General features: G+C 36.5%; 12 protein-coding genes, 1 pseudogene and 1 riboswitch. Of the genes and pseudogenes, 10 read left to right on the top strand and 3 right to left on the bottom strand.

From position 1 onward, the window contains the following. Positions 1–230: 230 nt before the first annotated feature. From KA858_RS11310 to KA858_RS11280, 7 genes and pseudogenes are all read left to right on the top strand, one after another. Positions 231–716 (top strand): glycosyl-4,4'-diaponeurosporenoate acyltransferase CrtO family protein, encoded by a 486-nt coding sequence (locus KA858_RS11310; protein ID WP_210135739.1) that lies wholly within the window; start codon positions 231–233, stop codon positions 714–716. Positions 717–718: 2 nt separating this feature from the next. Beyond that, positions 719–2,227 (top strand): phytoene desaturase family protein, encoded by a 1,509-nt coding sequence (locus tag KA858_RS11305; protein WP_210135738.1) that lies wholly within the window; start codon positions 719–721, stop codon positions 2,225–2,227. A 13-nt stretch (positions 2,228–2,240) separates the two neighbouring features. Then, the gene (locus KA858_RS11300) at positions 2,241–3,368 is read left to right on the top strand and encodes a glycosyltransferase family 2 protein (protein WP_210135737.1); all 1,128 of its coding nucleotides are present in this window, start codon (positions 2,241–2,243) and stop codon (positions 3,366–3,368) included. Between the two features lie 20 nt (positions 3,369–3,388). Next, positions 3,389–4,249 carry a phytoene/squalene synthase family protein gene (locus KA858_RS11295; protein ID WP_210135736.1) on the top strand — a complete coding sequence of 287 codons (861 nt, stop codon included), beginning with the start codon at positions 3,389–3,391 and terminating at the stop codon, positions 4,247–4,249. Between the two features lie 9 nt (positions 4,250–4,258). Further along, a complete protein-coding gene (locus KA858_RS11290) occupies positions 4,259–5,764 on the top strand; it encodes a phytoene desaturase family protein (RefSeq protein WP_210135735.1) in 1,506 nt (501 codons plus the stop codon). Between the two features lie 80 nt (positions 5,765–5,844). Continuing rightward, a riboswitch (SAM riboswitch) is annotated at positions 5,845–5,952 on the top strand. A gap of 78 nt (positions 5,953–6,030) precedes the next feature. Beyond that, a complete protein-coding gene (locus KA858_RS11285) occupies positions 6,031–7,191 on the top strand; it encodes an aminotransferase class I/II-fold pyridoxal phosphate-dependent enzyme (protein WP_210135734.1) in 1,161 nt (386 codons plus the stop codon). Positions 7,192–7,224: 33 nt separating this feature from the next. Next, a pseudogene (locus KA858_RS11280) lies at positions 7,225–8,223 on the top strand (D-lactate dehydrogenase). A 247-nt stretch (positions 8,224–8,470) separates the two neighbouring features. Here KA858_RS11280 and copZ read toward each other — a convergent pair. The 3 genes from copZ to KA858_RS11265 all read right to left on the bottom strand — a co-directional run bounded on the left by copZ (position 8,471) and on the right by KA858_RS11265 (position 11,612). Further along, a complete protein-coding gene (copZ, locus tag KA858_RS11275; protein WP_053028858.1) occupies positions 8,471–8,677 on the bottom strand; it encodes a copper chaperone CopZ in 207 nt (68 codons plus the stop codon). Positions 8,678–8,765: 88 nt separating this feature from the next. Beyond that, complete coding sequence (locus KA858_RS11270; RefSeq protein ID WP_210135733.1) at positions 8,766–11,153, bottom strand: heavy metal translocating P-type ATPase; 2,388 nt, start codon at positions 11,151–11,153, stop codon at positions 8,766–8,768. A 252-nt stretch (positions 11,154–11,405) separates the two neighbouring features. Next, positions 11,406–11,612: a hypothetical protein gene (locus tag KA858_RS11265; protein ID WP_210135732.1), complete on the bottom strand. Its 207-nt coding sequence runs from the start codon at positions 11,610–11,612 to the stop codon at positions 11,406–11,408. Positions 11,613–11,843: 231 nt separating this feature from the next. Here KA858_RS11265 and KA858_RS11260 point away from each other — a divergent pair, with 231 nt between their 5' ends. From KA858_RS11260 to KA858_RS11250, 3 genes are all read left to right on the top strand, one after another. Continuing rightward, a complete protein-coding gene (locus KA858_RS11260) occupies positions 11,844–12,713 on the top strand; it encodes an SDR family oxidoreductase (RefSeq protein WP_210135731.1) in 870 nt (289 codons plus the stop codon). A gap of 353 nt (positions 12,714–13,066) precedes the next feature. After that, entirely contained in the window at positions 13,067–13,642 is a 576-nt protein-coding gene (locus tag KA858_RS11255; RefSeq protein ID WP_210135730.1) for a sugar O-acetyltransferase, read from the top strand. 246 nt (positions 13,643–13,888) lie between these two features. Further along, a complete protein-coding gene (locus KA858_RS11250; protein WP_210135729.1) occupies positions 13,889–16,393 on the top strand; it encodes a glycosyltransferase in 2,505 nt (834 codons plus the stop codon). Positions 16,394–16,566: the final 173 nt, after the last annotated feature.

Here is a 16,566-nt window from a genome sequence, read left to right as displayed (position 1 = left end):
AAGACGAACACAATAGTACCCCTTTAGGGGTGCTGGGAAAGTAGTGCAGTTGGCTGACCTGTCAGCGCCCTTTTAGGGCTGGCCAGTAAGGAAGGCTTATAGCCGTAGAACAAACCACCCGTTCACACGGGTGGTTTTGATTTTTTAATAGACACTGTAGCATAACGTTTACCGATGAGGTTTATAGGGAAGATATTAGAACAATTATTATGTCGAAAGTGTTGAATGTTATGTCATTATGGAAAGTATTGAAATTAGGCTTAATACATAGTGTGTTCTGGACAACCACACAATTATCAATATCTTATTTGATGTTACGATGCCCGTCATCCTTATTTGTGAAATATGACAAGGTTTTTACAATATGGTCGTGGGAAAAGAATGGCGCTTTATGGAATACACTATTGCGTATTAATAAGTGGAAACGCTTCATTCCAGAAGGTGCTAGATTCAATCATCATATTTATAATAAAAAGAGACTAGCTTCTTTTAAATTAGAAGACATACATATAATGATTGTAGAAATGCGTCGGGCAGAGCTTGTGCATTGGTTATCAATGATACCAGTGATTATTTTTGTAAAAGCGCCTAAATATATACAATTTATCAATATGAGTTATGTTATTTGCGCTAATTTACCGATTATACTGACGCAACGTTATAATCGTCCAAGATTAGAATTGTACTATCAACGCAGAGTGAAACGGAGTGAATAGACTTGTCACATAAAAATATTATCATTATTGGCGGTGGATTAGGCGGTATATCAGCTGCGATTCGTCTTGCACAAAGTGGCTTTAATGTCACACTTTACGAGCAAAATGATCACATCGGTGGTAAAGTCAATCGACTTGAAGCAGACGGATTTGGTTTTGACTTGGGTCCATCTATTTTAACGATGCCATGGATATTTGAAAGATTATTCAGCTATAGTAAGAAACAAATGAAAGATTACGTTACGATTGAACGCTTACCTTTGCAATGGCGTAGTTTCTTTACAAATGGTAAAGTTATAGATTTATATGAAGATTTAGAACAAATGGGCCTCAACAACAGTCAACTCACGGATGAGGATATCAAACAATTGCACCAATTTATGGATTATGCAGCGCATATTCATCGTTTCACTGAAGAAGGTTATTTCGCACTTGGGCTTGATACGATTTCGGAAATTATCAGATATCAAGGTCCATTGCGTTCAGTCAAAGGTGTGGATTACTTCTCAACAATGCAACAAGCCATCAATCGTTACGTCGAAAAGCCAGAGTTAAGAGATATGCTAGGTTATTTCATTAAGTATGTTGGTTCTTCATCTTATGACGCACCAGCCGTGTTAACAATGTTAATCCATATGCAATATGAACAAGGGTTATGGTATGTCAATGGTGGCATTCACCACCTTGCGCGTGCATTGGAGCGCTTAGCTGTTGAAGAAGGTGTGACAATTCATACTGGCAAAGATGTACGTAGTATTGATACGTATTTTAATCATGTTACAGGCGTTAGATTAGATGATGGTTCACATGTAAGTGCTGATTACATCGTTTCTAATAGAGAAGTCATACCAACTTATCGTGACTTACTACACTTTTCAAATAAGCAATTAGCGCAATTAGAGAAGGTTTATGAGCCCGCAGCGTCCGGATATGTTATGCATTTAGGTGTAGACAAAACCTATCCTCAATTGGCCCATCATAATTTCCTTTTCTCTAATGATTCAAAGCGTAATTATCGAGAAGTGTTCCATGACAAAGTCTTACCACAAGACCCAACCATTTATTTAGTAAACTCGAATAAATCCGATCCGGCGCAAGCGCCAAAAGGGTATGAAAATTTAAAAGTGTTACCACATATTCCGTACATTCAAGAGCAACCATTCACTGAAGAACAATATAATGAATTTCGAGCATGTGTCTTGGATAAATTAGAGCGTATGGGGCTTACAGATTTACGTCAACATATTGTATATGAAGATATTTGGACACCGCATGATATTGAACAAACCTATCACTCGAATAAAGGTGCCATTTATGGGGTAGTGGCAGATAAGAAGAAAAATAAAGGATTTAAGTTTCCTAAACAAAGTCAATACTTTGATAATTTATTCTTTGTTGGAGGATCCGTTAATCCTGGTGGTGGGATGCCGATGGTGACGTTAAGCGGTCAACAAGTCGCGGATAAAATTAATGCACTTGAACATGCGCTTACGAATGACTCAGAGGATTAGAGGTAATACAAGTATGACAAAATTAGCGTCACTGCTTCATGGAAGTATAGGTTTATCGTTAGTCAGTGGTTATTTAATGTATAATCGCCGGCATCTATTGTCATTTGATAAGACACGTGTAGGGGACTGTAGACAAAGCATAAGTGTAATCATTCCAGCGCGTAATGAAGCAAAAAGATTGCCAAAGTTATTACATAGTTTGTCACAACAGTCACTACAAGTTGAATGTATCGTCATGGATGATGATTCAAATGATAGCACTGCTGAAATTGCGCGAAAAATGGGCGCAAACGTGTATAATGTGACATATGATAGCCATGAGCCTACATGGGTTGGTAAGTCATATGCATGTTATCAAGGTGTTGCCCACACAACATCAGACATCATTGTATTTATGGATGCAGATGTAACATTTCAAAATGATGATGCATTAGAAGCAATGATTCAGACTTATGCACAACAACATTATCGTGGTTTACTAAGTATTCAACCGTATCATAGTGTGCGGAAACCTTATGAACACTTATCGGCAGTGTTTAATCTAATGACAATTGTAGGTACAAATACATTTTCAACTTTAGCTAAAGCAAAGGGTGATGCATTAGCATTTGGCCCGGTAACCGTCATGAACAAAGCGGATTATATTAAGACACAAGGCCATAAAAATGCTGCGTCACAAATCATTGAAGGATTTGCTTTAGGCAAAGCGTTTCAACGTTGTCAGTTGCCAGTGACTCAAGTTGAAGGTCAGGGCTACGTTAATTTTAGAATGTATGAATCAGGCGTTCAAACGCTCATAGAAGGATGGACGAAGCACTTGGCGGTAGGTGCATCGTCAACACAACCACATATTATGATGTTAATCATGTTATGGATGATAGGTAGTATCACCTCATTCAGTGCATTAATACTCAGTTTATTTAAACATGGATTGTCATTTAGACGAGCGCTACTATCTTATGGTTTGTATACACTACAATTCAGCCGTTTACATCGTAGAGTAGGTAATTTTTCGCTTTTAGTCTTGATTTGTCATCCGATATTATTTTTAGTGTTTATTTTAATTTTTATCAATTCATTTCGTCACATCCATTACACAAAACAGGTAAAATGGAAAGGACGACGATTTAATATTAAATAATATTTAGCAGGGGGTTCTCCATGAGCACATTAGAAGAAAATTATCAATATTGTCATCAAATTATGAAAGATTACTCTAAGAGTTTCTCATATGCTTTTGATATGTTACCTGAGCAACAGCGACGCGCAATATGGGCAATTTATGCTGTTTGCAGAATCGTTGATGATAGTATCGATGTACATCAAGACGTGGATTATTTACATAAGATTCATCGTGATGTTGAATCTATTGCACATCAAACAATAACGACATTTGAAAGTGATGCACGCATTATGACGGCTTTTGCTGATGCAGCGACACATTTCCAAATGAATTACCAAGCCCTCTATGACTTAATTGACACCGTAGAAGCCGATCAACACTTCGAGATGTTTGAAACAGATCGTGGTCTACTCGATTATTGTTATGGGGTAGCAGGAACAGTTGGCGTATTACTGATTCCTATTTTGGCAACGCCACCGTCATCAGACGAAGCTTATGCGTATGGTAAGCAATTAGGTGAGGCGCTTCAACTAACGAATATACTACGTGATGTTGGCGAAGATTATCGAAACGGGCGTATTTACTTTAGTAAAGCACGCTTAAATGAGTTTAATGTTTCAATTGCAGATGAAATGGAACGCGATCAACCCTCTGACAATTACATCAAAATTTGGGAATTCTATGCGACACTAGCGGATAATAACTACGATATGGTATTGAATCATCTCGATGTTTATAATGAAGAATCTCGTATGATTATTGAGTTAGCAGCTCAAGTCTATCGCGGTATACTAACTGAGGTACGTAAATCATCATATTCATTGAAAGAACGCGCATATGTTTCTAAATGGAAAAAACATAAAATCTACCGCAACTTAAAGAAAAAATATAAAGATTAGGTGAGATGTATGAACATAGCAGTAGTAGGTGCTGGTGTTACCGGTTTAGCAGCTGCCGCACGATTGGCCGCGCAAGGTCATCAAGTAACCATTTTTGAAAAGAATGAACAAGTCGGTGGCCGTATGAGTCAATTTAAGAAGGATGGTTTTACCTTCGATATGGGACCGACCATAGTGATGGTTCCAGATGTTTATAAAGCAGTATTTGAAGAATGTGGCAAACGTTTCGAAGATTATGTCGATATGAAACCACTCACACATATTTTTGATATTTATTTCTCAGATAAAGATAAAGTAAGTGTATCGACGGATTTGGCACAACTAAGCCAGACGCTAGAAGAGATAGAGCCAGGTTCAACGCAAGGGTTTATGCAGTTTTTAACGGATATATATAAACGTTATGAGGTAGCGCGTAAATATTTCCTTGAGCGCACGTTCCGTAAGCCAAGCGAATTTTATAATCCATTAACGTTATATCGTGGACTTAAACTGAAGACGTTTAACAATGCGAATCAATTAATAGATAATTATGTATCTAATGAAAAAATACGCAAGCTACTTGCATTTCAGACATTATATATCGGTATTGATCCGAAACAAGGTCCATCAATTTACTCTATTATACCTATGATTGAGATGGTTCATGGCGTCCATTATATCAAAGGTGGCATGTATGGCTTAGCCCAAGGCTTATTACAGCTTGGTCAAGACTATGGTGTCAATGTTGAACTCAATGCAGACGTGCAAGAGATCATCATTGATCCTAAATTTAAGCGTGCAGATGGCTTACGTGTTAATGGTGATATTCGACGTTTCGACAAAGTACTATGTACAGCCGACTTCCCATATGTGGCACAACATCTCATGCCTCAGCACGCACCATTAAAGCACTATTCTCCTGAAAAGGTGGATAACATGGATTATTCATGTTCAGCATTTTTAATTTATGCAGGTATTAATCGTCAATTACGTGATAAATTGCATGTCCATAACGTGGTATTCGCTAAAGATTTTAGAGGTAATATTGATGATATCTTTGGTGGAAAGATGCCAGATGATCCATCATTATACCTTTACTTCCCATCTGTGGAAGATGAAGCATTAGCACCTGAGGGTCAGACAGGTATGTACGTATTGATGCCAGTCCCTGAATTAAAAACAGGCCAAATAGACTGGCATGACCCCACGATAGTCGAGAAGGCGAAAGACGTCATCTATAACAAACTTGAAACGATTAAAGCACTTAAAGATGTCCGTCAAGATATCGTATCTGAAACGGTTTTTACACCGCTTGATTTTGAGCAACGCTACAATGCTAAGTTCGGTTCAGCATTTGGACTCATGCCAACGCTGACACAAAGTAATTATTACAGACCAGCCAATGTTTCAAGAGACTACAAAGACTTATACTTTGCAGGTGCAAGTACACATCCGGGGGCAGGTGTACCAATCGTTCTAACGAGTGCTAAAATTACGGCAGAAGCAATGCTTGAAGATATTAATCATGGTGTATAATCTCCATAAAGTAAATGAATCAGAAAATTATAAATATTGACAATCATTATTGAACTGATACAATGAATATTAATTCAATAGACTTATCCAGAGAAGTGAAGGGATTTGGCCCGATGAAACTTCAGCAACAGACTTAAAAGATAAAAGTACTGTGCTAATTCCAAAGAGGGATACCTCAAAGATAAGTGTCATAGTTATAACTAAGCTATATGTCACTCTCTTTTGAGCGTGATATATAGCTTTTTAATTTTGTAAGGGGGTAAATCATGACAATTTCAAATAAGCTAGCGCATATTCCAGATAGTTACTTTGGTAAGACAATGGGACGTAAAGTTGAACATGGTCCATTGCCGTTAATCAATATGGCAGTGGGCATACCGGATGGTGAAACGCCTAAAGGTATTGTTGATCATTTTGCAGAAGCAGTTCGAATTCCAGAGAATCAAAAGTATGGTGCCTTTCATGGTAAAGCATCATTTAAAGAAGCGATTGTTAATTTTTATCAACGCCAATACGGTGTCACGTTAGATAAAGAAGACGAGGTGTGCATACTTTATGGTACAAAGAACGGTTTAGTGGCATTACCGACATGTATTGTTAATCCTGGAGAGAATGTGTTATTGCCAGATCCTGGTTATACAGATTATCTTGCTGGTGTCTTGCTTGCTGATGCCAATCCAGTACCACTTAATTTGGACCCACCAGATTACTTGCCAGATTGGCGCAAAGTAGATGCACAAACATTAGCGGATACGTCATTAATTTATTTAACTTACCCAAATAATCCTACAGGATCAACAGCTACTAAAGAAGTGTTTGATGAAGCAATTCAAAGATTTAAAGGTACACAAACAAAGATTGTTCATGACTTTGCATATAGTGCATTTGGATTTGATGCAAAGAACCCAAGTATACTTGCTTCTAAAGATGCAAAGGAAGTAGCCATTGAAATTTTTTCATTGTCAAAAGGATATAACATGTCAGGTTTCAGAGTAGGCTTTGCGGTAGGGAATAAAGACATGATACAAGCACTAAAGAAATATCAGACACATACGAATGCGGGTATGTTTGGTGCCCTTCAAGATGCAGCAACGTATGCGTTGAATCATTATGATACCTTTTTGGATCAACAAAATGACACATTTAAACGACGTCGTGATGCTTTTGAGAAGCGATTAAAAGAAGCAAATTTACCATTTGTGCATTCTAAAGGTGGTATCTATTCATGGCTTCAAACGCCACCGGGTTACGATAGTGAATCGTTCGAACAATATTTATTAAAAGAGCAGTCCATCCTAGTAGCACCAGGTATTCCATTTGGAGACAATGGGCGTCATTATGTGCGCATTTCTTTGGCACTGGAGGATGATTTATTGACTGAAGCGGCGAATCGACTCGCATCGTTATCTAATTTGTATAACGTATAACACTAAGACGAACATGAGAAAGGATGATAGATAATGACTAGAATAAAAATGATGAGTGTACGTGATGAAGATATTCCTTATATTGAAGAATGGGCAGAACAACATAAGGTTGAAATAGAATTAAACAAAGAGATATTGACGGAAGATAATGTGGATAGTGTTCAAGGATTTGATGGGTTATCTTTATCTCAACAACATCCAATATCTGAAGAAGTATTTGCGAAACTTCAACGTTTCGGGATTAAACATATTGCGCAACGTAGTGCTGGGTTTGATACGTATGATTTAAATTTAGCTACACAATACGGCATTATCATATCTAATGTTCCGTCTTATTCACCAAGTTCCATTGCAGAGTTTGCCGTGACACAAGCAATTAATATTGTTAGAAATCAAAATGACATTCAACGTAAACTTCAAGCATATGATTTTAGATGAGAACCTTCAATCTTGTCACGTTCAATCAGTGACTTAACGGTTGCGGTTATCGGAACTGGACGTATTGGTTCCATTGCAGCAAGAATCTTTGCCAAAGGGTATGGTAGTCGTGTTGTTGCATATGATCCATTTCCAAATGAGCAAGTTGCACAGTATGTTACGTATAAAGATACATTAGAAGACGCATTGCAGGATGCTGATATTGTCACAGTTCATATTCCAGCAACAAAATATAATCCGCATCTTTTTAATGAAGCATTATTTTCTAAATTTAAAAAAGGCGCTGTATTTGTCAACGCGGCTAGGGGATCAATTGTAGATACACGAGCATTGCTAGATGCCATTGATCGCGGACACATTAAAGGTGCTGCGTTAGATACATATGAGCATGAACGTGGATTATTCCCTGGAGATTATCGTGACAAAGCAATTAATGATGATTTATTAGATGAATTAATTGCTAGAGAAGATATCTGGTTAACACCGCATATCGCTTTTTATACTGATGCGGCAGTTAAGAACTTGATTGTGGATGCACTCGATGCAGTCATTGATGTCATGAATACAGGGACGACTAAATTAAGAGTGAATTAAAAAAAGAGTTGAGAATGGGACAGAATTATTTAAAAATTCAATGTCCCAGACTCAACTCCTTATATTTTGCTAACACGAACGCTCACTTTTCGAATTAGCTTAAATCCTAAGCGCTTTTGTCCGGACCTTATTGACGGCCTACCAAAAGCAGGATTTTTGTCGAAAAACTCAAAGCTCGACAAAACTTGAGAAGCAGTTTTGCTCACTTTTCGAATTCGCCTAAATCCTAAGCGCTTTTGTCCGGACCTTATTTTACATCGTAGCCTTGATCTTCAATGGCTTCTTTCATTTGTTCAACTGATACTCTGTCTTCGTCATAATCGACGCGAACTTGATGTTTGTCTAAGTCTACTTCAGCTGAAGTAACACCATTTAATTTAGCTAGTGCTGATTCCACAGCGTTTCTGCAGTGGTCGCAACTCATGCCTTCAACATTCATTACTTTATTAATCATAATGATCACCTCCGACGTTCTTAATAGTATATACCCATATTTTACTCCTTTTTAATAAACAAAGAAATAAAATAGAAATGCTTTAAAATTATAGTTTCATTCGTCTTAGTCGTAAAGCGTTACTTACAACACTAACTGAACTTAAGGCCATTGCAGCGCCAGCTATCCATGGTGCGAGTAATCCCATTGCTGCAATAGGTATGCCTGCAATGTTATATCCAAATGCCCAAAATAAATTTTGTTTAATGTTGCGAATGGTCTTATGACTCGCGTGGATGGCTTTAGGTACTAACTGAATATCGCCTCCTAGAATGGTGATATCTGCAGCTTCTATTGCTACTTCAGTGCCCGTTCCCATTGCAATACCAATATCTGCTTTAACCAGTGCAGGGGCATCATTGATACCGTCACCTACCATAGCAACGTTATGCTGCTGTTCTTGTAATTGCGTGATATGTTGTGCCTTATCTTGTGGTAGAACTTCGGCAATGACTTGGTCAATACCAACTTCATTGGCAATCGCACGTGCAGTTCGTTCATTATCACCAGTTAGCATAACCGTTTTAATATGCATAGCTGATAGTTGTTGGATGGCGTTTTTGGCAGAAGGTTTAACTGTATCTGCAACAGCAATCATGCCCTTAAGTTCACCACCGTATGCAATTAACATTACGGTCTGACCATCAGCTTCCATATGTGTCATCTTCTGTTTCATCGTATCTATGTTGATGTGATGTGCTAGCATCAATTTTTTGTTGCCGACAAGTAACTGAGTCCCATCGATTATCGCTTGTATACCGTGGCCAGGTAATGTTTGATAATCAGTGACGTCTACCAATTGCACATGTTGTTGTTCAGCATAGTTAACAATTGCAGTAGCTAAAGGATGTTCAGAGTTCTTTTCAGCGGAGGCCACTAAAGCTAGTGTATCTTCATCCCCATCTAAATAAGTAACTTCTGGTTTACCATGAGTCAATGTGCCTGTTTTATCGAACACAACCGTATCAACTTGATGTGTGCGTTCGACATACTCGCCACCTTTGAATAAAATACCATTTTCAGCAGCGCGACCTGTACCAACCATGATAGACGTTGGTGTCGCCAATCCAAGCGCGCATGGACAAGCAATAACTAAAACGGATATCGCAGCAACGAGTGCATCCTCAAATTGACCAGGATGAACGATGGTAATCCAAATGAGAAAAGTTAATAATGCGATAGCAATTACAATTGGCACGAAATAGCCAGATATGATATCAGCTAAACGTTGAATAGGTGCTTTAGAACTTTGAGCTTCTTCAACAACTTTAATAATGTTATAAAGGGCAGTATCCTTTCCAACTTTAGTGGCTTTAATTGTAATTACACCATTTGTATTTATCGTTGAACCGATCACTGCATCATCAATATGCTTATCAACGGGCATGGATTCACCAGTCAACATTGACTCATCTATAGCGGTTTCACCTTTGATGATTTGACCATCAACCGGTATCTTTTCACCTGGTTTAATTAACAAGATATCATTCACATTAACTTGATTCAGAGGTACCATTTGTTCGATGCCATTGTCATCAATGAGGCGTGCCTCTTTTACCTGTAAATTCAGTAATTCACTTAATGCATGTGTTGTTTGCGATTTAGCGCGTGCCTCTAAGTATTTTCCGAAAAGAATCAACGTGATCAGCACAGCACTTGTCTCAAAATATAGGTGAGGCATATGTGTCGAACCAGCTAACCATTTGATCATTTCATAAATACTGTAAAAGTAAGCAGCGCTAGTGCCTAATGCGACAAGCACATCCATATTAGCGCCACCGTTGCGCAAGTTCTTATAAGCGCCAACATAGAATTGCCAACCAATGATGAATTGGATAGGTGTCGCAAGTATAAATTGGAACCAAGGATTCATTAAGATATCTGGTAAATGCATATTAAAGAGATGAACGAACATTGTCATGAGTAACGGTAATGCCAGAATCGCTGAGATGATTAATTTGTTTCTCTTATGTTTCAATGCGCGTTGTTTGCGCGTAGCTTGATCTTCTTCAGTTTGTTTAGGTTGCGCATCATAACCTAGCTTTCTAATGCGTTCTATTAAAGTATCTAAATCGATTTGACCGGGATAGTAAGCTACCGTGGCTTGCTCAGTCGTTAAATTGACAGATGCTTGTTTGACACCTGTAGTTTTATTTAATACTTTTTCAATACGATTTGAACAAGCAGCACAAGTCATGCCACTTATATCTAATTCAGCTTTATCTATGACTACATCATAGCCAAGCTTTTGAACGGTCGAAACGAAGTCATTGATTTCATAGTCATTTGAATCATATTCGATTGTCGCCTTTTCAGTCGTTAAATTAACCTGTGCGTTAACATTATCCATTTTGTTTAATCGCTTTTCGATACGGTTAGAACAGGCGGCACAAGTCATACCGGTAATATTCAATGTAGTATGTTGTTTATTGCTCATTAGGACACCTCCATTACAATTCATACATAATATACCCCCTTAGGGTATTCAAGTCAATGTTTCTGTTCTGCTTTTGAATAAAAAAGTGCCCTCCAAAGTGTTCATTTTTCAATGTCTACTTTGAAGGGCACATATTAAGTCTATTTCTTAGACTACAAATGTATATGAGCAGTCATGGACTGAATTCATCATGCACTTGAATGTCTTCTTATTACCAAAATATCATTCTATTGTGTGGTTGATATCGTTATTTTAGAAAAAATCAGATGGTTTAAAATGGTCTGAATTTAAATCTTTATAGTTATTAAAATCCAAATTGGATATATTTTGAACTAATTCGCCATTTTTAGCTTGATTGTAATAATAGTTCGCTTCGTTCATTACATCATGATCTTGGAAGGTCTTTACAATACCAAGTATGATTAGTAATGCAATAATACCTTTAAATAAACCTCGCATAGTGTCGCACTCCTTTATCTGTATGTTCTCGTTAGTGGCTTAAGTTATATCTTTAATAGAAGTTTAATTTAATTATATAAGGTTTCGTACTAAAATGCATGAGACCAAGGAACTGACTTCCTATCATTCTAAAGTTGTAATGAAATGGAACGCTGATAAACAGATAACAACTTTGTTTCAAATGAGACATTAGTGGGAACGGTTAAGTAAATGGATAAGGAGTGGTAACGAATGAATTTATTAGAATTTCATAAGCAAATTAAAGGTTATACTCAAGATCATCAACCAGGTACTGAGAAAGATATGAATCCTAGACCAATTTCAGAGCTAGATGACTATAAAGCGGCAGGTAAACTGCAAGGTAAAGTCGCATTAATTACTGGTGGTGACTCAGGTATTGGTCGTTCTGTTGCGATATTATTTGCTAAAGAAGGCGCGGATGTAGCAATTGGTTATTATGATGAGCATGAGGATGCTGAGGAAACCGTTCAACGTTTGAAAGACATCGGTGTTAAAGCTAAAGCGTATGCACATGATTTAAAAGATGCACAGCAATCTAAAGATTTAGTGCAACAAGTGGTTCAAGAATTTGGCGGATTAAATATTCTAGTAAATAACGGTGCTGTTCAATATCCACAAGACCATTTTATGGACATAACGCCGGAACAATTTAAAGAGACATTCGAAACTAATATATTTGGTATGTTCTTCTTATCACAAGCAGCCGTTCCATATTTAAGTGATAACGATACGATTATTAACACAACAAGTGTAACAGCATATCGTGGTTCAGGTCATTTAATTGATTACGCTTCAACTAAAGGCGCGATTGTTTCATTTACACGATCATTAGCTACAACACTAATGGAGAAAAATATACGCGTCAATGGTGTAGCGCCAGGACCGATTTATACGCCTTTAATTCCAGCTACCTTTGATGAAGACAAAGTGGAAAATCAAGGTGGCAATACACCAATGGGTAGACGTGGACAACCTGCAGAACTTGCGCCAGCCTATGTGTTCCTTGCAACAAATGCAGATAGCTCATATATCACAGGCCAAATTATTCATGTTAATGGTGGCGACTATATTACAACGTAAATGGAAGCTTTATCATATTTAATGTCTAAGACGTCATGGTTATGGTCTGAGACATAAATAATCTAATAATGCTATTTTGGAAATTCGCAATGGCTGACTGAACTGAAAAGACACTTAAGCCACGCATTTCATAGTTCTAGTGGGGCCCAGCAAAGAGAATTTCACCAAGAAATACTACAAGCAAAGCAAGCTGGGAGTGGTAGACGTTTTAAAAAGAATGTTGTCTCACTCTCGGCTTTTTTGTTGTTAGACATAAAGTCTGCATTTCTCTAATGGAAAGGGAATTTCAGTGCAAAAGCGTCATGATTCATTTAAACTTTATGATAACAATTGAAAGAAGGTGAGTGAGTACGATGACAGAGAAAGAAAAAATGTTAGCACATGAATGGTATGATGCGAATTTTGATAATGATTTAGAAGCAGAACGTATACGAGCTAAAGATTTATGTTATGACTTTAATCACACACGACCAAGTGATGATAGCAAACGACAAGCAATCTTAACTGAATTATTTGGCGCCCAATTAGAGCATATTACAATTAATAGTCCCTTTGATACAGATTATGGGTGGAATGTTAAATTAGGTAAGAACATCTTTGTTAATAGTAATTGTTACTTCATGGATGGAGGTGGCATCACGATTGGTAATGATGTATTTATAGGTCCATCTTGTGGCTTCTATACTGCCCATCATCCATTAACACCTAAAGAACGTAATGCAGGTTTAGAGTTGGCCCAGCCTATCACAATTGGGAATAACATTTGGTTTGGTGGCAATGTTGTAGTTACACCTGGTGTAACGATTGGTGATGGCTCAGTTATTGCAGCGGGAAGCGTAGTGACTAAAGATGTACCAACGAATAGCCTAGTTGCGGGTGTGCCTGCTAAAGTAATAAGAGAAATTGATGAAAGAGATGCACCTAAATAGTCATGAATCAATCAGGTATAGATAACCTTTGAGTCGTCCAGTGACTCAAAGGTTTTGTATCTAAAAATTTAATATATAAAACGTATTATTTTAATAATATATAATATAAATAAATGATATAATATATTTAGACTGTATATTGGAGTTCATCTCCATACATACTTAAGAATCAAAGTGTAATTCAACGCATTCATTTTATGACATCAACTTAAGAGAATGAAATACAACTTAGAAAGGAAAATGAATATGGCACTGAAGACATTTTTACAAAATCAAAGTCGACGTAAATTTAAATTTATAACGACGCCTTTACAAAGAAGAAATAACTCAGCATATACACGTAAAATAATGCGTTATGCGCACAATTATGAAGCGAATAAAGTTAAACAATACGATATTCTATATCAAGTAAGAGATGGGAAGAGTATTACAGATAGTCCATATGCTATCTTTAAACGTTTGATTCATCATCCCAAATATCGTAAATATACGCATAAATGGGTCGTCGACACTACCGAAACGCTAGAATTTTATAAAAAGAAATTTGAGAAATACAAAAATATTGAATTCGTGATTAAAGAATCTCCAGAGTATATAAGGGCACTAACCGAATGTAAGTATCTAATTAACAACTCAACATTTCCAGCCTATTTCATTAAAAAGCCTGATCAAATTTATGTGAACACATGGCATGGTACGCCACTCAAATATATGGGTCTAGACCTTGAAAATGGCTTACGTGGTTCGCAAAATATTATTAAAAACTTTTTATCGAGTGATTATATCATAAGTCCTAATCGCCATACGTCAGACATTTTTGAGAGGGCATTTAGATTGGACAATATTTATGGTGGGCAAATTTTAGAAATTGGGTATCCAAGAATAGATCTTACATTGAATAGTGATTCAAAAATGCTCATTAATGAATTAAGATCATACATTGATATTACTGATGAGAAAGTATTGTTATATTGTCCTACTTGGAGAGGTGATGATGTCAACACGCCTGAGGAAAGTTTAAATCATATTGTCGAAGAAGTTGAAAAATTAAAACATCATCTCGATTATCAAGTATTAGTAAAGGTACATCCATTTATTTATAAAAAAGCAAGTAAAAATGAAGCACTAAAACCTTATCTTATTCCAGATTATTTTGATACAAATGAAATATTGACATTTGTTGATTTAATGATAACGGATTATTCAAGTATCTTCTTTGATTATTTAGTCACAAATAAACCCATTGTCTTTTATACACCTGACTACGAAGCATATCAATTTGAAAGAGGAATGTATATCAATGCTCAGGATTTACCGGGACCGGTTGTGCATACCATTGATGATGTTGTACAAGCGATACAACAGAAAACATATCAATTAAGTAAGGTGCAACATAACTATCAAACGTTCAAAAATACGTATGCGTATCTAGATGATGGAAATGTTACTGATAAGGTGATTGAGCGAGTATTCACCTCAAAACATAAACGTAAAAAGAAAAAGAAATGTGCTAAAAAACGACTATTAATTTATCCTGGTGGGATGAAAAATAATGGTATTACCTCTTCTGTTATCAATTTATTAGAGAATATTGATTATAATCAATATGACGTTACGCTATTTACGAATAGAAGCAATAATGAAGAGATCTTGAATAACCTGAAGAATGTTAACCAAAATGTAAGAATTATTTTAAGAGTTGGCCCATTAGCAGCGTCGTTAAAAGAGACGTATAAAGTAGACTTCGTCAGACAACGAGGGCTAATAAGTGCATTAGAACGTTTCTTATATCCAAAACATGTATATGAACGTGAGATGCGTAAAATATTAGGTGAAAGTCAATTTGATTATGCGATAGATTTCAGTGGGTATTCTATGTTTTGGGCGAATCTTATTTTAGCTACGACTGCTAAACGTAAATTGGTCTACCTTCATAGTGATATCAAAGCGGACATGGAGAAAATCGTCAACGGTGTGAAACCGCATTATCAAAATTTAAAAGGTTTGATCACATTGTATGATCAATTTGATAAACTGGTATGTGTTTCTGATGCATCAAAAGAACAAAATATGCACAATATTGCTAAAAAAGCATTAAATAAGAAATTTGTAGCGTCAAGAAACACAATTAATTTAAGTAAAATATCGCAATCCGTGTTAGATAATGCTGACCAATTTGAGAAAAATAATGTACCGGTGCTCGTCAGTTTGAATAAAGGGAAAGTGACGTCGGTACCTTTTAAAGAGGATGATTTTAAAATTGTGTCGGTTGGCCGTTTATCACCTGAAAAAGGCTTTGATTTATTAATTGAAGCGGTTGGCAAGGTTATCGTGCATTATCCTAATACGAAATTATATATTATGGGAGAAGGTCCATTAAGACATAAATTAGAACAACAAATTCGTAAGTTGAAGTTAGAACAGCATGTCTTTTTAATAGGACAACGAAAAAATCCATTCTATATTATGAAACAAGCAGATGTTTTATCATTAACGTCTTATTATGAAGGCCAATCAATGGTTCTACTTGAAGCACTATCACTTGGTATGAATGTATTGGCATCGGATATCATTGCGAATCGTTATGTATTAAACAATGGTAAGTATGGGATGTTAGTGAGTCATGATGTCAATGATATTAAGCACGGCTTAGAGCGTTTTATCAAACATCAAACACCCGATTATGAGACGTTTAACGCTCAAGAATACAATCAATTAGCGATAGAAGAGTTCTATAACCTTCTAAAATAATCAGTAAATACAATATCGATTGAACTAAAAAAATTCCTAATCCCAAAAGCATTTGAATGTGTATAAATCATGATTGGGATAAAGTAAGTAATAATTTCATGGGGTTAATAAAATGATAAAAAAAGAGTCCGGGACATAAAGTTCTTGGATAAGTAAATAAAGACAATTTCTAT

The organism is Staphylococcus sp. GDX8P80P (assembly GCF_017893095.1).
Lineage (GTDB): Bacteria > Bacillota > Bacilli > Staphylococcales > Staphylococcaceae > Staphylococcus > Staphylococcus borealis.
The sequence above is the reverse complement of the archived record's forward strand: the minus strand, read 5'-3'. Positions and strand labels throughout refer to the sequence as shown.